Origin of the sequence: uncultured Fluviicola sp. (assembly GCF_902168135.1) — a bacterium.
In the GTDB taxonomy this organism is placed as follows: Bacteria; Bacteroidota; Bacteroidia; order Flavobacteriales_D; family Crocinitomicaceae; genus Fluviicola.
The window spans coordinates 1-16,612 of sequence record NZ_CABHOL010000014.1; the positions used below are offsets into that span (position 1 = coordinate 1).

Sequence of the window (16,612 nt, forward strand, 5' to 3'; positions counted from 1 at the left end):
TTTTTTTTTTCAAGCAGAAGACGGCATACGAGATTTCTGCCTGTCTCGTGGGCTCGGAGATGTGTATAAGAGACAGCTCTGCAACACTGGGATATAGCCGTATTCCTTATGCCGCTGCAGAAGACGGTTCTTTCTTTAAAGTCTTTTCAAGATTACACCCAACGAAACAGTTTCCGCATATCTCCTTGCTTTTTCTTGGAGGACTGGGATTCCTGTTCAGTTTGTTATTTAAGTTAAGTGATGTGATCAGTGCCATTCTGGCCATGCGTATCCTGATTCAGTTCATTGGTCAGTCTGTTGGACTAATCTTGCTTCACAGAAAGCACGGAAAATTGTTCTTTCCCTGGAAAATGCATCTATTCCCGATTCCGGCTATTCTGGCAATCATTCTTTGGGTTGGAATTTTAATTTCTACCGGCTGGCAGATGATCCTCGCAGGATTGGGTGTGATCAGCCTCGGAACGATTGTTTATTTCGTGAAAGCGAAGAGGAATGCAGAATGGCCTTTTCAATAATTAAGAAAATTCGTCATTCGCTCAGTCCCGGCTCATAATTGGAAATTATTTTATGACCTGAACAAACCCCTGTTGTGTGTTCTCGTTTGAGTCTATGTCCGTGTACACGATCCGCCAAAAATAAACACCTTCCGCGTAAGATGCCCCGTTCCATTCTATGGCAGGATTGCTGGTTTCATAAATGAGTTCCCCCCAGCGATTAAAGATTCTTGTTTGCATCTCTAGGATTCCTTTTGAAAAAACGGGAGTAAACAGGTCATTAATATTATCTCCGTTCGGTGTAACGATATTGGGCATTTCGATTCCGTAAGCACAATCTTTCATTTTGACTATTATTTGTTTCACTGAATAACCACATGAATTTTGAGCTATCAACGTATACATTCCGGGATCTGAGATTACTTTAGTGGTAAGCATCATGGTCCCGGTAGCATCCACATACTCTGCCTGCAATGTAGGTTCATATTCATTGAGGAATATACTTCCCCCTTCACAGAGATAAGTAAGGTTTTCAAAAGGAATAACGGGTAAGGGGGAAAAATTCACCTGGATTTCGGAAACAGAAGTGCCACATTGATTCGTTTCGATTAGGCTGTAAGTTCCGCTTGTGTCAACATCAAAATAAGGTTTTGCCGAACCATCCTGCCAGGTATAACTTCCGTTCGGATCGGCAGCTTTTAGTATGAGTACTGTCCCTTCACAAATCGTAGTATCATTTCCCAGGAACAGATCAGGAGGAAGGGTTTGGACATTGACAGTCACTGAAAAAGTGTCACAATCCGATAAAGCCAGATAAGTGGTTGTTGAAAGCGGAGTAACCAGAAAGATTGAATCGGTAGAAATGATAGTTTCGGGATTTGTGGAAAGTGTCCACCCGTGAAAAGAATCGGAGGATGCAGAGATTGTAGCGGATTCGTTTTGACAAATTGTTTGATTACTGCTAACTGCCAGACAGGTTTCTTTAACCAACAGATCATCAATAAAATAGTATGCGTTAGCAAAGGACGTATTGCTCTTCATGTGAGTAACCTGTGTCAGATTGTCATCTGTGAAGTTGCCTATGACCAGGTATTCTGCGGGTGAATCCGCAATAAAGGTCCCGGAGACTTTAGTCCATCCGGTTGTATCAGCTACAATGGATGTTTCTGAAATTTGGGGAGTGACATGAAGTGGGCCCCAGTCAGTAAGATTAAAAGGAATAAGCGGAACGGAAAAATAAAGACTGATGTTATTGCTGGCGAATCCTGATTGCTCTGCAAGAGAAACATAAAATTCGGCATAATAGGTTTGTCCTACGGTTAACGGAGTAGATAGCTTTATTTCATAGGATTCCCTGTATTGAGAATAAGAACCCATACCGGCACCGTAAGTAATTATTCCACCCATAAAATCGCCCGAATGTGGCTGCTGTTTTCCGGGAGAATAGTATTCGGTGGATTGAGTGGCATTGGCAAAACAATCATTGGAAGACAGTGTACTGAATACATCCGGACTACCACTCTGTATCATCCAGTTAGGGAGAATATCGGCCAGGTCAGCGGGGGTTCCGATCCAGGAGCAAGGTATATTGTTGTAAGTTTCAAAATCAGGATTTGGGACTAGGTTCTGACCGGAGACGGAGTAGGAAAATGAGATCAGGAAGAAAAGAAGATTGATTTTCATAGTGGAAAGAACGCAGTTTTTGCATAACAAGTTGGGCAATCTGAAACAAAATGCTGCAATCTTAATTACGTTTCTACCATACTACTTGATTTTTAAGTCCAACAACTTCTCTTCGCCGATAAATCCCTCTAAGTGATCCCCAATTGCCACCGGACCAACTCCTGCAGGTGTTCCTGTAAAAATTAAGTCTCCTGTTTTTAAAGTTACGAATTGGGAAACGTATGCAATTATTTTATCGATGGAGAAGATCATGTCGGCTGTATGTCCGTTTTGAACCACAGTTCCGTTCTTCTTCAGCGTGAAATGAAAGTTGTTCAGATCCAAAGAATCTACCGGTATGAACTTTGCACCCATCGGGGCACTGTTGTCAAATCCTTTTGCTTTTTCCCACGGAAGACTTTTTGCCTTGCACTGTTCCTGCAGATCGCGTGCTGTAAAGTCGATCCCCAGTGAGATTTCATCGTAATAAGTTGAAGCAAATTTCTCCTGGATGTTTTTTCCCACTTTTTTGATTTTCACCACAATTTCACATTCGTAATGCAGGTCTTTGGTAAAATCCGGAATATAAAAGTCATTCCCTGCAGGTAAATATGCCGTATCCGGTTTCATAAAGAAAACCGGTTCTGTCGGAAGCGGATTGTTTAATTCTTTTGCGTGGTCGGCGTAGTTACGCCCTATACAGATGATTTTCATTTTATTTTAAAGTTCAAAGAGTTCAAATGTTTCAAAAGTTCAATTGAATTGAAAAGTCTTTTCAATTATTCCATTCTCCAACTTGTCCCGACTTTTCGGGATTTTCAATTATTTTTTAAACTTATTCTGAAGCGCTGCCAGTTTATCCTCCATACTCATAGTGGAATTTTCACCTTCGCGTTTCTCACGGCGCTTCTGCTTGATACGTTCCATTTCTTCGCGTAGCAATTGTTTGGTGAATAGGGGGAAGTCAGCGTCCATCATCCAGCCAAAATAGCCCGGTTCTGATTCTGCTACTTCTGCTACCGTCTTTCCTTTGTGTTTCCCGAAGTTGTAGCAAACCTGACCGTCTTTCGTTTTTGCCAGCCGCCCCGCAAAGTCGTGCCACTCCTGGTTGCCCTGGCGGGAAAAGTCAGACAGCTCGGGAATCGTATTTGCAAGGTCCGGATAGCGCTCCAATTGCGCTTTAAATACATCCAGTGTTACTTTGGTATCATACAAAGCATTGTGCGCATTTTCCATGGATTCTTTGCAGTAAAACTGGTATGCGGCAGCCAGTGTGCGCTGTTCCATTTTGTGGAAGATGTTTTGTACGTCTATAAACCGGCGGTCATTCACTTTGAAAGCATGGTTGATGCGCAGGAACTCTTCAGCCAGAACAGGAATGTCGAACTTGTTTGAATTGTAACCACCCAAATCAGCGTCACCGATGAAAGCAGCAATCTCATCAGCAAGCTGTGCGAAAGTGGGCTCATCTTTCACCATTTCGTCTGTAATACCAGTAATTTCAGCAGATTCTTTCGTGATTGGAATAGTGGGGTTAATCCGTTTATAATACTCACTCTGCTCTCCGTTGGGAGTAATCTTAATCAGTGCAATTTCAATAATCCGATCTTTTGCTACATCCAATCCGGTGGTTTCCAGGTCCAGCATAACAAAGTTTCGGGTGAGTGATAAGTTCATAATGTAAAAGTTATATTCAAAGATGGGGAAAATAAAAAACGTAGGGGCGAAAAATTTTTCGCCCCTACGTTTTTATGGTGTTTTTTATGATTTATTTCACGATCAGGAACTCTGTTCTACGGTTCAGCTGATGTGCCTTTTCTTTCTCATCCCAGCTTTGGATGCTGTTGATTTGTTGATCAGATACTTTCAGTTTCGCTTCACCATATCCTTTTCCGGTAATTCTGTTGGCAGCAATTCCCTTCGAAACGATGTAACGGGCAGAAGCCTTCGCACGCTGATCGGATAGTTTTCTGTTGTACTCATCCGTACCCCGGCTATCCGTGTGGGAACCAAGCTCGATCTTGATACCCGGATTGGCCTTCATAATTTTCACGATTTTATCCAATTCGGCAGCTGCATCCGGACGAATATCCCACTTATTATAGTCGAAATAAATTGGGTTTACATCCAACCCGATATCGGTTCCAACTTCATTCTTAGCTAATGAACGGTCGATGCGGATCTCAGAGTTGTCGTCCAAAGTCACCGAAGCGTCGTATGTCATAGTCACGTATCCTGATTTTTCCAATGTCAAAGCAAACTCCACGTTGTCGCCTTTCTTCATACCACCAAGTGTATCGGTTTTGTATGCTCCGGCAGCCGCAGTTACGGATTGGGAAAGTTTCTCTCCGGTGTTCTTATTAACAAGTGTGATCGCAACTCCGGATAGTTTTTCTTTGGTCTTACTGTCTGTAATTGTTCCAACCACATAGTAAGGTTTCACCATCATTTGCTTGTCAAGATCCAGCCAGAACTCACGGTAAACTTCCGAATATTCTTTGTTACATTCTGTCTTGAATTTCTCGTTGTAGAAGTTTTTCTTACCGTCTTTCTCATAAGAGAAGGTTAGGTCATATTCTTTACAAGGCTCCAATGAGTTCATGAACACACCGTCACGCAGACGCGGGAATAATTTTCGGTCGTAAGGATTCTCACAGTTCAAACATCTCAATGTTACCGAAACATCTTCTGGAAGCGGTCTGTTGCCAATCACGTTTATTTTCCCGTTTAATACTGCAATATTCTTAACTCCCAAGTAATTGTTCTTGATCTCGTAGATGTCTTTTTCTCCTTTTCCTTGCAAACGAACAGAAGTCATATATCCTGTTAACCCGTCAACTGTTGTCGTGTAGAAAAGATCATCACAGGTTGAGTTGATCGGAGCACCAAGGTTCACAGCAGGTCCCCAAGCTCCTTTTCCGTCGGCTTTCGACATGAAAATATCGAACCAGCCCATACTTTTGTTTCCGTTGCTTGAGAAATAAAGGGTGCTGTTGTCAATTGAAACGAACGGAGATTCTTCGTCCATAGGTCCGTTGATATTCGGTCCTGCATTCACAGGATCTCCCCAGTTGCCGTCTTTTTGTTTGATACAGTAATAGATATCACGTCCACCGAATCCTCCTTTGCGATTGGATACAAAATACATGCGCTGTCCGTCCGGAGTTACAGTTGCGTGTGTTTCCCAATCGTTTGTGTTGATTTTTTTATCTTCCAAATGAGAAACTTCCTGGAACCTGTTGGTAGAGAAATCGGAATAGAAAATATCTCCGTTCCCTTTGGTATCCTGGTAAACATATACACGGCGCTCATCCGGGCTTACGGCCAAAGTTGCTTCGTTTTGCAGGGAATCACAGAACTCCAGTTTAACCGGGTACATCCAGGTGGAATCAAAATCGCGGTAAGACACATAAATATCTTCCGGGTACATATTGTTTCTTGGATCCAAACCTTTGTCTGAAGCTCCTGTAGGCCATCTTCTGCGAGAGGTGTAATACAGAGCAGAACCATCCAGTGAAATAACGGGAGAATATTCCGGGTTGGCTGTATTGACAGTTGTTCCCATGTTTTTCAAATACACATTCTTCGGATTTTGCATTTCTGCACGTGCTACTTTACATTGTTCCAGGTACAGTTTTGCAAAGAATACATTGTTTGATTTGGTAATAGAAGTGGCCAGGAATTTATTGTAGTATTCTTCAGCCTTATCAATGTTTCCAGCCATGTGGTAACATTGGCCCATTTCAAAATAAGCATCAATAGGAGCCGCAGTTTCTTTGGTGTTGAACGGATCGTATTTTTTATCTGTTTTTACAACTGCTCGTTCCAAATAGGGCATCGCTTTGACAAAGTCTCTCGACATCTCCAAATAGATGTACCCCCGGCGGTAGTTGTAATTCGAACTCGTTGGTTGAAATTCAAGCAATTTGTCAACGATCATCCCAGCTTGATAAAAATAACCTTCCTGGATCATGATCGCACTCTCCATTACCAATTCGGATTCCGTTCCGTTATTGATCATTTCCATTACTTTTTTGGTGTCGTACTGACCAAAGGAAGCAAAAGAACGCAAGAGTATAAGTAAAATAGTAGATTTCAGTAATTTCATTTGCTCTATAAATTAAGAAAGACCCACCTCTTTCAGTTTAAGTTGGTGGGTCTTACGTTCATTTTATTTTTTAGTTACAAAAAATGCAAACTTAGATTTCTCTGTTGACATCGAATTGCTCTAAATAGTCAGCAACACGACGTACAAACTGGCCTCCAAGGGAACCGTCAACCACACGGTGATCGTATGAATGCGATAAGAACATTTTGTGGCGGATACCGATAAAGTCTCCTTCCGGTGTTTCAATAACAGCCGGCATTTTGCGAATTGCCCCCAATGCAAGGATTGCAACCTGCGGTTGGTTGATGATTGGAGTTCCCATCACGTTCCCGAATGTTCCTACGTTTGTTACCGTATATGTTCCACCCTGGATATCTTCCGGTTTCAACTTATTGTCACGAGCATTTCTCGCCAATTCGTTTACGGATTTAGCAATTCCCGTCAGGTTCATGCGGTCGGCCTGCTTAATTACAGGAACGATCAGGTTTCCGGAAGGAAGTGCCGTTGCCATACCGATATTGATATCTTTTCTCTTAATGATCTGGTTCCCGGATAAAGAAACGTTGATCATTGGGAAATCCTTGATCGCTTTCACGATTGCTTCCATGAAAATAGGAGTGAACGTTAAGTTTTCACCTTCACGCTTTTCGAACTCTTTTTTCATTTTGTTTCTCCAGTTCACGATGTTCGTAACATCAGCTTCCACGAAAGAAGTAACGTGTGGAGAAACATGCTTGGACATCACCATGTGCTCAGCAATCAGCTTACGCATGCGGTCCATTTCCATAATTTCATCACCCGGATTTGCAATAACAACCGGTTCTTTGATATTGCTTAGGAATGAAGATCCTCCTGAAACAACCGGAGCAGCTCCGTTATTGGATGCAACCGGTGCAGAAACAGCAGGTGTTGGCTGTGCAGTAGTTACTGCAGCTGCCGGAGCACCGGTTCCGCGTGTATCGATGTAGGAAAGAATGTCTTTTTTAGTCACTCGTCCACCCATGCCAGTTCCGTTGATAGCATCAATTTCCGACATGGAGATGTTTTCTTTTTGTGCAATGCTTCTTACAAGCGGAGAAATGAATTTTCCATTTCCACTGCTTTTCTCAAGAGTAACTCCTCCATTAGAAACTACTGCCTGAGCTTGAGCAACCGTTTCAGCAACTGCCGCTACAGCCGCAGGTTCAGCTTTTGGCGCAGCCGGTGCAGTGTCTCCATCTGTAGAGATAATCGCAATTACGTCACCAACTTGAGCAACCTGGTCTTTTTCAAATAACTTTTGAACCAAAACTCCAGCTGCTTCGGATGGTAATTCGTTGTCAACTTTATCCGTTGCAACTTCTACCAAAGGTTCATCCATTGCTACCGTGTCACCCACTTCTTTCAACCAGTTGGTAATGGTAGCTTCTGTAACGCTTTCTCCCATTTTTGGAAGACGAATTTCAATTTGTGCCATATAACGACTAAGAATTCTCGATTAATTTTCGTACAAAAATAACGGAAAAAATAGGATTTTCACCAATGCTTTTTATTGATCTAATTTTTTCCACGATTTCCACAAAATCTGGATGTCCCGTAAGACCGAATATTCACGTGCATAAAGCAAATCCAGTTTTGATTTCAGATTCTCGTCCAAACCGCTTAATTGGTCGGTCGGAGTAAGGATTCCTTTTTTGATTTTGGGCAATTGTTTGTTGGTGGAATTACCGGGGTCGTTATAGGAAACAACCGTTTTTCTTCCGCCGATCAGTTTGAAAATATTCCCCAGGAATTGGGTTTTATTTTTGTAAACCCAAATTATCAGGGGAGAAGTAAGCAGTAAAAAGATTCCGACCAGGAAATCAAACAATCTTTTCTGGCGCTTTTTTGCCGGCTGACTAATCGCATTTATTTCCAGGATGTACAGATCACCTGCTGTTTCAATGGAATTGGAACCTATCAGGTATTGGCTGTCGGGCTGGGCAATTTTATAATCGACCGAAATATCCGGAATAGCCGTCATCCAATGTATGATATCGGCGGCACTCAGGTCTTTGGCGCAAAAGATGATTTCATCAATAGTGTGTACGCGAACGATCTGTTCCAGCTGATTGATTGATCCGAGCGAATCTTTTCCATGATTTTCGTCCAAAGAAACCGAAACGATCCGTGCAATTTTAGGCTGTGTTTGATGCAGTAAATTCGAAACGCGTTCAAATTCTTCCGGTGAACCTACAATGGCGAAATTGGCATGTTTGCGGCCGTTGATAGTAAAACGCTTCCCTATTGCCAGGTGAAGTATAGATCTTGAAAGAATATAGTACCCGATTATCCAGCATGCGCCCAATAGAATGAACAAGCGTGAAAACTGCCATTCTTTCGGAAAAAGTGCATAGAGTATCAAAATAAACGCGGTCCCGATCGCACCTCCGAAAATAAATTTCTTAAAAGTAATGGGCTGATCATACCCGCCCTGCAAAGCAACGGAAGTCATCCAGATAAAGGTGTAAACCAGGATCAGGATATTGGTGCTCTGCTCCGGAAAATCGATCTGCGCCTGCTGCCAGTAATTGGTCAGGGCAAACAATCCAAGCAATAAGTATAGGGTATCAAAAACCGGAAGGGTGATCTTGCGGATGAAACGCATCCCGATTGCCAGTCCCGCCCTGAAATAGATCGCTGAATTGATCAGGAAGGAGAACAAACGCGCATTCTTTTGAGAGAAGTGCTTGCGGGCAAAAATGACCATCGCGCGGTAAAACACGAATACATAGTTTACCGAACTTTTTTTGGTGCTTTCTCCTTTGTAATGAATAATTCGCGTTTCCGGGAAGTAGACGTTTTTGTAGCCGCCCTTGACAATCCTGTATGAAAGGTCGATGTCTTCGCCATACATGAAGAATTCTTCGTCCAATAAGCCGACTTTGTCCAAAGCTTCCTTACGCATCAGCATGAATGCACCGGAAAGGATTTCAATTTCGTTGGTTTCAAATTCGGACAGGTATCCCAAATGGTACTTTCCAAAGATCTTTGACTTGGGGAAAATGCGTGAAATACCGAATATTTTGTAGAATGCAACTGCCGGTGTAGGCAAACCTCTTTTGGATTCGGGCAGGAACACTCCTTTTCCGTCAACCATTCGTACGCCCAATCCGCCGACTTCCGGGTGTTCGTCCATGTATTTGACTACCTTGAACAAGGTGTCTTCTTCAATAACGGTATCCGGATTTAAAAGCAGCTGGTATTTGCATTCGGAAATTTCCATGGCCTGGTTATTGGCTTTGGAAAATCCTTTGTTGTCTTTGTTGGCAATGACTTTTACCCATGGAAACTTCTCGCGGACCATTTCAACAGATCCGTCAACGGAATTATTGTCGACCACCCAAACTTCTGCCGGTTCCTGTTTCATGGCTTCTGAAACGGAATTCAGGCATTGCTCCAGGAAAAAGACAACGTTGTAGTTGACTATGATAACAGCAATTTTCGGAGCAGAATGGGTCACAATTACGCGAGTGTATAATGTTTATTTTACGGCAATACAAGAAATTTCAATCGGAACGTTCATAGGCAGTTTGGAAACCTGAACAGTCTCTCTTGCCGGAGGCACGTCCTGAAAGTATGAACCATAAACGGTATTCATCTCGGAAAATTGCCCTAAGTCTGTCATGAAAATGCTGCATTTTACAATGTGGTTCAATGTCAGACCGGCTTCTTTCAATAAGGATTCGATGTTTTTAAGAATTTGGTGCGTTGCAGCTTCAATCGATCCGACCTCCAATTCTCCGGTAAACGGGTTTAAAGGAATCTGACCACTTACATAAACGGTGTCACCGCTAATAATTGCCTGGCTGTATGGCCCGATCGGAGCCGGAGCTCCCGGAATTTGAATTGCCTTTTTCATCGATTCTTTTTTGCAAGTTTAGTAAATTTGGGGCACATGCGGTTTTTATTAGTAGATAACTTCGATTCCTTTACCTACAACATTGTTCATTACCTGGAGCAATGCGGGATAAATGTGGATGTGGTTACGAACCTGGAAGTCGACTGCTCTTCGCTTGGAGGTTACCATGCAGTTGTTCTTTCACCCGGACCCGGACTTCCACCTCAGGCAGGAAAACTCATGGAAGTAGTTGCCCGATTATTTGCTCAAAACATTCCTGTATTGGGAGTGTGTTTGGGGATGCAGGCCTTGGCTATTCATGCCGGAGATACTGTTTACAACCAGGAAATCGTGAAACACGGATTGGCCGAGGAAATTCAATTGACAAAGAAGGATTCTCTTTTTTACGAAGCAATTCCGGACCGGTTTGAAGTGGGACTGTACCATTCCTGGGCGGTTCGCCTGGAAGAAGATTCTCCGTTTACTCCAACTGCTTTTTCTGAAAGTGAGGTCCTGATGTCGATGGAAATTCCTGAAAAAAATATCTATGCCGTTCAGTTTCACCCGGAAAGTATTCTCACTCCAAACGGACTTCAGATGATCCGGAATTTTGTGGGGATTGTCCAAAGGTGACTTCGACTTCGCCCAGCCTCCTTTAAGAATAAGCCCAGATTAAAATGAGATTAGAATTTTGGTCTAAGCAGTTAATTCTTATGCAATCATAGTAAAAAGTTGTATATTGGGGTTAAAATTCGAAACTATGAAATGGATAACCACATCGTTATTTCTGTTGTTTTTTGTAGTTGCCAAGGCGCAATCCTGCATAGGTACGTGGGTTACAATTGACGACAAAACAGGCAAGAAGAAGTCTAAAGTGGAACTTTACAAGAAGGACGACAAGCTTTATGGAAAAATCACTTACCTGTACCCGAGAGAAGGAAGGGAAGACAATCCGAAGTGCAAGAAGTGCACCGACGATCGTAAAGATCAACCTCTGGTAGGTTTGCAAATCGTCCGCGGATTGAAATGGGATGGAGGCGAATGGGAAGACGGAACGATTGTAGATCCGGAAAACGGAAAAGTGTATACTTGTGCGATCTGGATCGACCGCGATGATTTTACCAAGTTACATGTTAGAGGATACGTGGGGCCGTTCTACAGAACTCAAACCTGGATAAAAGCAGATTAAACAGAAAATAGAGGATACAAAAAAACCTGATCCGGTACGGATCAGGTTTTTTTATTTCGTTGTGTATATTACGCAGCTTTCTTTTGGCAGCAAGTTCCTCCGGATTTCTCGCTGGAGCAAGAACCTTTTTTGTTTTTCTTCTTTTTACCTTTTTTCTCGTCGTGCTTAACGATAGAAACAGTTGTGTTGTTAGAAGAAGCGTAAACTGTAGCGCTTACGGAACCTACGAACATCAATAAAGTCAATGCAACAAATGCTTTTTTCATGATTCAAGAATTTAATTTGCTTAAAAATACAATTAATATTAGAATGAGCCAAGCTTCGTTAACTTAGCTTTAACATCCTGGTCAATTTTAACATCTAATTTCGTGCCAAGTGGTAAAAATACATCTACACGGGAACCGAATTTAATGAAACCGAATTCCTGGCCTGTTTCTGCTGTTTGACCTTCCTTCGCATAATAACAAATACGTCTTGCAACTGCTCCGGCAATCTGGCGGAATAATACTTCCTGACCGGAAGAATGCTGTACGACAACCGTACTGCGTTCATTGTCCGTTGAACTTTTCGGATGCCAGGCAACCAGGAACAATCCTTTGTGGTATTTCACGTATTTCACAATTCCGCTGATAGGGAAATAATTTGCGTGTACATTTAACGGCGACATGAAAATAGAAACCTGTATACGACGGTCTTTGAAATATTCCGTTTCTTCTACTTCTTCAATAACTACAACTTTACCGTCTGCAGGGCATAGAATGTCCGAATCTGTGAACGTGAAAGTGCGTTTGGGAATTCTGAAAAACTGTACTACCAGGTAGAGCATTACCAATGCTCCGGCCGATAATAACAGGAATAACCAAAGCCATTCTGTTTTCGTGTACAGCCAGTAATTTCCCCATTGGATCAATCCTAAAATGATGACTGCAATAATAATTGTAGTTGTTCCTTCCCTGTGAAGTGTCATGTTTTGATGTTAGCTAATGAGTGCCAAAAGTACGTATAAAACGGGAGCTACGAATAGCATCGCGTCAATTCGGTCGAGAATTCCACCATGTCCCGGCAGAATATTTCCGGAATCTTTGATGTTTATAGAGCGTTTTAATTTGCTTTCAAAAAGATCGCCGAGCGTAGCCAAAATACTAGCTAAAACAGATACTCCGGCAATTGCAAGGGCATTTTGTGTGTTGAATGATCCTACAAAATAAAGGATGGCAAGCATCACTATCGCCGCACCGATCATTCCTCCTACAAATCCTTCACGGGTTTTCTTGGGGGAAACACTTGGGATAAGCGGAGTTTTTCCAAATAAACGACCGAAAACATAAGCCAAAGTATCATTCAAATAAATCGGCAGAAGTACAATCAGCAGCATTTGCTTGTCTAAATGGTTTGTAAGTGTGTAAGCAATTGCAAGTGTCCACATCGGCAGAACAGGGTAGAAGAAGTTGAACACAAAAGGACTTTTGAACACGAAATCGATTTTTTCCTTTTTGAAGATCCAGTAAGACAGTACTACGATGGTTGCGATCAGAATTCCCCAAAGAACCAAAAGCGCAGGAGTTTCAACGAAGTAATCCCAAACCGGGTTGAACAGTAAAGGGAAAAAGTCTTTTGCTGTTTGGATTAAAAGCGGCATAAACAAAGCCGTTACCAGGAGAAGAGCCGGTAGTTTCATCGTGTGTTTGAAAGGGCTTTTCTTGCTCATTTCACCCAATTCATGTGTCCCGAGCATGGTAAACACGTAGAAAACGATATTCAGCAAATTTGCATTGTTTCTCACATCATACACGAAAGGAGTGAAAACAACCATCAAAAATAAAGCCCCGAAAACGGAGCGTATCAATACATCTTTCATACAAAAAAGATCCCCCCGACAATAAATGTCAGGGGGATTTTGAAGGTTATTACTCTTCTGACTTATTGGTGTTATCCAACGGTTCTATCGTAGGATTAATGATATTCGATTCCGAATCAGCTGACGAACTTTCATTCATCGGGTTTTCCGGGTTTAAATCTGCTTCAGCATCTTCACGAGGAGGATTATTCACAGCAACGTTCACTTCTTCTTCTGAACTCCACAGGCGCTTTCCGAAAATTTCTTCCAAATCTTCTTTGAAAATGACTTCTTTGTCCAGAAGCTTGTTTGCCAAAGCACTCAATTTGTCTTTGTTTTCTGAAAGAATGCGCAAAGCTCTCTGGTATTGCTCTTCAATAAGCTTGCTTACCTCTTCGTCTATGATACGTGCTGTTTCATCCGAATACGGTTTTGTAAATGTATCACGTCCCTGTGAATCATAGAAGGAAATATTTCCGACACGTTCGTTCAATCCGTAGATGGAAACCATCGCATACGCCTGCTTGGTTACTTTCTCCAAATCACTCAAAGCTCCGGTAGAGATTTTTCCGAAGATCAACTGCTCGGCAGCACGACCTCCCAAAGCGGAACACATATCATCCAGGATTTGCTCCGTAGTGGTGATTTGTCGCTCTTCCGGCAGATACCATGCAGCTCCCAAAGAACGCCCGCGTGGTACGATCGTTACTTTTACCAATGGATGCGCATGTTCCAATAACCAGGAAGTAGTTGCGTGACCGGCTTCGTGGAAAGCAATAGCACGTTTTTCTTCCTTGGTAATGATTTTGTTTTTCTTCTCCAATCCACCGATAATACGGTCAACTGCATCTAAGAAATCTTGTTTTTCAACAAACTTTTTGTTTTTACGCGCAGCGATCAGAGCAGCTTCGTTACACAAGTTTGCGATATCAGCTCCGGAGAATCCTGGTGTTTGCTTGCTCAGGAAGTCGATATCCATATTTTTATCCAGTTTCAATGGTTTTAAATGAACCTGGAAAATTTCCTTACGCTCGTTCAAGTCCGGCATATCTACGTAGATCTGGCGGTCAAAACGACCTGCACGCATCAAGGCTGCATCCAATACATCTGCGCGGTTCGTTGCTGCTAAAATGATTACTCCGGAGTTTGTTCCGAAACCATCCATTTCAGTTAATAACTGGTTCAGTGTATTTTCACGCTCGTCATTGGAGTTGAAACCGTTGTTTTTGCCTCTTGCACGACCGATTGCGTCAATCTCATCAATAAAGATGATAGCCGGAGCTTTTTCTTTTGCCTGGCGGAACAAATCCCGAACGCGAGACGCTCCCACACCTACGAACATTTCTACGAAATCAGATCCGGAAAGCGAGAAGAAAGGAACTTTTGCTTCACCCGCAACTGCTTTTGCCAATAAGGTTTTACCTGTTCCCGGAGGGCCTACCAATAAGGCTCCTTTCGGAATTTTAGCTCCCAGTTCGGTATAGCGCTGCGGACTTCTTAAGAACTCAACGATTTCCTGGATTTCTTCCTTAGCTCCTTCCAAACCTGCAACATCCTTAAATGTCACATTTGTGGATTTTCCTTTCTCGTAAACCTGTGCACGAGACTTCCCGATGTTAAATATCTGACCTCCGGCACCACCGCCTCCGCCAGACATACGGCGCATCACGAAAACCCAGATCAAAACAATGATCAGAATAGGTAAAAGGAACCCGATGATTGAACTGAAATAGTCACGCTCTTCAACAGGCGGAGCTGAAATAGTTGCTTTTCCTTTAGCAACAAGGCGCTCATTGATCTCATCCAGTTTGGTCTCAAAATTCCCTGCATCAACAATATCGATGGAGAAAACAGGAGTGTTTTTCTGAGTGAAGTTATTGCCTTTCTTTTCCAGGGCACTTTTAATGTACTTTAATTCACCCTTGGGATTCGGATTTGCTTTGATTGCTTTTTCACCGGCTTCATTGAGCTTAAAGTCTACACGTTTGTAATTCACAATGCGCGCATCAGCGATCATACTGGAATCTGCCAACGAATAGAATGTGTTGATGTTACGCAGTTGCGTGTCCGAAGAGCCGTTGAAGTAAGCAGCAAAGATAATTCCTACTACGATCACTGCGTAAATCCAGTATATCGCATAAGGATTCTTTTTCGGTTTGTTTGAATTGTTATTTTCAGCCATAATTGAGTTAATTCAAATTTGGAATATCTGTTCTGATTGCATCTGACCAGAGGTCTTCCAATTCATAAAAATGTCGTGCATCCTTGTAGAAAATATGCGCAACTACACTTACATAATCCAGTAAAACCCACTCGGAAGTCGTTTTTCCTTCCTGATGCCATGGTTTTTCCTGTAATTCCTTTCGTGTGTGTCTGGTTACCGTTGAGGCAATACCATCCACCTGCACACTGGATTCACCGGAGCAAATGACAAAAAAGTCGGTAACTGCATTTGAAATGTTTCGTAGGTCTAATACAACGATGTCTTTCGCTTTGTTTTCTTGCATACCTTCAACGATAGCGTCACAAAGTACTTTAGAATCTATGTCGTTTTTTATTTTATACATTCGTAAATTTGTAAATACAAATCTAAGCATTTATTAGCTTGATTTGTGTGATTGTTAAATGCAAATACTTGTTAATAAAACATGATTGGTCAACAAATAATCCAATTACATGAGGTAGACTCTACTAACAATTATGCTGCCAAGCTGCTTTCGGAAGGGAAATTGACGCATGGGACTGTAATTTTGGCAGAGCATCAAACCGCGGGAAGAGGGCAGAGAGGGCGAAATTGGCAGTCTGTAGGCGCTAAACAGTTTACAGGAACTTATTTTTTGAAAACTGATTTTTTGTCAGTTGACCATCTGTGTTATCTCAATATGGCGATCGCATTGGCTGTTCGCGAAATGGTTCAGTCATTTACGAGAAAGCAGGTGTCGATTAAATGGCCTAACGATATTTTTGTTGGCAGCCATAAAATTGCAGGGATTTTGATTGAGACCAATTGGAAGAATGGCCGGGTAGAAGGTGCAATTGTTGGAATTGGAGTGAATATTTCCCCGGTACAAAGTGTTGGTTATGCTACTTCATTGGAGGAGCTTTCCGGTAAATCCCCTGATGTATTCAGCGTTTTGGATGTCTTGTCCAGGCAAATGAATGTGTTTTACCAGTATGTGCAGCAGGCTGACTTCGACTTTTTGAAAAGTACTTATGAGTCTCTTTTATGGAAGAAAGATGAAGCGATTGTCCTGGAGGAACGCCAAAACGCTGTTCCGTTTACCGGAATAATACGCGGTGTTGACCTAATTGGGAATTTACTGGTGGAAAAGGATGGAGTTATTAACGTCTATCACAACCAGGAATTGAATTTTGAAGCGAACTATGGTCGGGTAATTCCGAATGCCTAATTCAGGGTTCCGAATTAAAAAACAGTAGGGGCGTAAAATTTTACGCCCCTACT

General features: G+C 42.3%; 15 protein-coding genes. 3 read left to right on the forward strand and 12 right to left on the reverse strand.

Annotated elements, in window-relative coordinates:
• Positions 1-560: 560 nt before the first annotated feature.
• The 7 genes from QZT69_RS02925 to QZT69_RS02955 all read right to left on the reverse strand — a co-directional run bounded on the left by QZT69_RS02925 (position 561) and on the right by QZT69_RS02955 (position 10,144).
• Positions 561-2,177 carry a gliding motility-associated C-terminal domain-containing protein gene (locus QZT69_RS02925; RefSeq protein WP_294670356.1) on the reverse strand — a complete coding sequence of 539 codons (1,617 nt, stop codon included), beginning with the start codon at positions 2,175-2,177 and terminating at the stop codon, positions 561-563.
• Between the two features lie 81 nt (positions 2,178-2,258).
• Entirely contained in the window at positions 2,259-2,870 is a 612-nt protein-coding gene (locus QZT69_RS02930; RefSeq protein WP_294670358.1) for a fumarylacetoacetate hydrolase family protein, read from the reverse strand.
• A gap of 108 nt (positions 2,871-2,978) precedes the next feature.
• Positions 2,979-3,833 (reverse strand): 3'-5' exonuclease, encoded by an 855-nt coding sequence (locus tag QZT69_RS02935; RefSeq protein ID WP_294670360.1) that lies wholly within the window; start codon positions 3,831-3,833, stop codon positions 2,979-2,981.
• Positions 3,834-3,924: 91 nt separating this feature from the next.
• Positions 3,925-6,264, reverse strand: a complete 2,340-nt coding sequence (locus QZT69_RS02940) for an OmpA family protein (protein ID WP_294670362.1) — start codon at positions 6,262-6,264, stop codon at positions 3,925-3,927.
• Positions 6,265-6,355: 91 nt separating this feature from the next.
• Positions 6,356-7,720, reverse strand: a complete 1,365-nt coding sequence (locus tag QZT69_RS02945; protein WP_294670363.1) for a dihydrolipoamide acetyltransferase family protein — start codon at positions 7,718-7,720, stop codon at positions 6,356-6,358.
• A 72-nt stretch (positions 7,721-7,792) separates the two neighbouring features.
• Positions 7,793-9,745 (reverse strand): glycosyltransferase, encoded by a 1,953-nt coding sequence (locus tag QZT69_RS02950; RefSeq protein ID WP_294670364.1) that lies wholly within the window; start codon positions 9,743-9,745, stop codon positions 7,793-7,795.
• A 21-nt stretch (positions 9,746-9,766) separates the two neighbouring features.
• On the reverse strand, positions 9,767-10,144 hold the full coding sequence (locus tag QZT69_RS02955; protein ID WP_294670365.1) for a RidA family protein: 378 nt from the start codon (positions 10,142-10,144) through the stop codon (positions 9,767-9,769).
• 36 nt (positions 10,145-10,180) lie between these two features.
• On the opposite strand from QZT69_RS02955, the gene QZT69_RS02960 reads away from it, so the two are divergent.
• Together QZT69_RS02960 and QZT69_RS02965 are read left to right on the forward strand one after the other, a co-directional pair.
• Positions 10,181-10,756: an aminodeoxychorismate/anthranilate synthase component II gene (locus tag QZT69_RS02960; protein ID WP_294670366.1), complete on the forward strand. Its 576-nt coding sequence runs from the start codon at positions 10,181-10,183 to the stop codon at positions 10,754-10,756.
• A 127-nt stretch (positions 10,757-10,883) separates the two neighbouring features.
• Positions 10,884-11,312 (forward strand): DUF2147 domain-containing protein, encoded by a 429-nt coding sequence (locus QZT69_RS02965; RefSeq protein ID WP_294670367.1) that lies wholly within the window; start codon positions 10,884-10,886, stop codon positions 11,310-11,312.
• Between the two features lie 68 nt (positions 11,313-11,380).
• On the opposite strand, the gene QZT69_RS02970 is transcribed toward QZT69_RS02965, so the two are convergent.
• Genes QZT69_RS02970 through rsfS form a run of 5 tightly spaced genes read right to left on the reverse strand, consistent with a single transcriptional unit; the run spans position 11,381 to position 15,716 of the window.
• On the reverse strand, positions 11,381-11,578 hold the full coding sequence (locus tag QZT69_RS02970; protein WP_294670368.1) for a hypothetical protein: 198 nt from the start codon (positions 11,576-11,578) through the stop codon (positions 11,381-11,383).
• 38 nt (positions 11,579-11,616) lie between these two features.
• Positions 11,617-12,279: a phosphatidylserine decarboxylase family protein gene (locus QZT69_RS02975; RefSeq protein ID WP_294670369.1), complete on the reverse strand. Its 663-nt coding sequence runs from the start codon at positions 12,277-12,279 to the stop codon at positions 11,617-11,619.
• A 9-nt stretch (positions 12,280-12,288) separates the two neighbouring features.
• Positions 12,289-13,170, reverse strand: coding sequence for a phosphatidate cytidylyltransferase (locus QZT69_RS02980; protein WP_294670370.1), 882 nt, complete (start codon positions 13,168-13,170; stop codon positions 12,289-12,291).
• Between the two features lie 49 nt (positions 13,171-13,219).
• On the reverse strand, positions 13,220-15,331 hold the full coding sequence (gene ftsH, locus QZT69_RS02985) for an ATP-dependent zinc metalloprotease FtsH (RefSeq protein WP_294670372.1): 2,112 nt from the start codon (positions 15,329-15,331) through the stop codon (positions 13,220-13,222).
• A gap of 7 nt (positions 15,332-15,338) precedes the next feature.
• Positions 15,339-15,716 carry a ribosome silencing factor gene (gene rsfS, locus QZT69_RS02990; protein ID WP_294670374.1) on the reverse strand — a complete coding sequence of 126 codons (378 nt, stop codon included), beginning with the start codon at positions 15,714-15,716 and terminating at the stop codon, positions 15,339-15,341.
• Between the two features lie 81 nt (positions 15,717-15,797).
• Between rsfS and QZT69_RS02995 the strand changes: the two genes are divergently transcribed.
• Positions 15,798-16,559, forward strand: a complete 762-nt coding sequence (locus QZT69_RS02995; protein WP_294670376.1) for a biotin--[acetyl-CoA-carboxylase] ligase — start codon at positions 15,798-15,800, stop codon at positions 16,557-16,559.
• The last annotated feature ends 53 nt before the right edge of the window (positions 16,560-16,612 follow it).

Excerpts from the sequence above, each read along its gene's own strand:
- rsfS (WP_294670374.1), bottom strand. The coding sequence starts at position 15,716 with ATGTATAAAATAAAAAACGACATAGATTCTAAAGTACTTTGTGACGCT.
- QZT69_RS02975 (WP_294670369.1), bottom strand. The coding sequence starts at position 12,279 with ATGACACTTCACAGGGAAGGAACAACTACAATTATTATTGCAGTCATC.
- QZT69_RS02940 (WP_294670362.1), bottom strand. The coding sequence starts at position 6,264 with ATGAAATTACTGAAATCTACTATTTTACTTATACTCTTGCGTTCTTTT.
- QZT69_RS02960 (WP_294670366.1), top strand. The coding sequence starts at position 10,181 with ATGCGGTTTTTATTAGTAGATAACTTCGATTCCTTTACCTACAACATT.
- QZT69_RS02980 (WP_294670370.1), bottom strand. The coding sequence starts at position 13,170 with ATGAAAGATGTATTGATACGCTCCGTTTTCGGGGCTTTATTTTTGATG.
- QZT69_RS02930 (WP_294670358.1), bottom strand. The coding sequence starts at position 2,870 with ATGAAAATCATCTGTATAGGGCGTAACTACGCCGACCACGCAAAAGAA.
- QZT69_RS02945 (WP_294670363.1), bottom strand. The coding sequence starts at position 7,720 with ATGGCACAAATTGAAATTCGTCTTCCAAAAATGGGAGAAAGCGTTACA.
- QZT69_RS02935 (WP_294670360.1), bottom strand. The coding sequence starts at position 3,833 with ATGAACTTATCACTCACCCGAAACTTTGTTATGCTGGACCTGGAAACC.
- QZT69_RS02925 (WP_294670356.1), bottom strand. The coding sequence starts at position 2,177 with ATGAAAATCAATCTTCTTTTCTTCCTGATCTCATTTTCCTACTCCGTC.
- QZT69_RS02970 (WP_294670368.1), bottom strand. The coding sequence starts at position 11,578 with ATGAAAAAAGCATTTGTTGCATTGACTTTATTGATGTTCGTAGGTTCC.
- ftsH (WP_294670372.1), bottom strand. The coding sequence starts at position 15,331 with ATGGCTGAAAATAACAATTCAAACAAACCGAAAAAGAATCCTTATGCG.
- QZT69_RS02995 (WP_294670376.1), top strand. The coding sequence starts at position 15,798 with ATGATTGGTCAACAAATAATCCAATTACATGAGGTAGACTCTACTAAC.
- QZT69_RS02955 (WP_294670365.1), bottom strand. The coding sequence starts at position 10,144 with ATGAAAAAGGCAATTCAAATTCCGGGAGCTCCGGCTCCGATCGGGCCA.
- QZT69_RS02965 (WP_294670367.1), top strand. The coding sequence starts at position 10,884 with ATGAAATGGATAACCACATCGTTATTTCTGTTGTTTTTTGTAGTTGCC.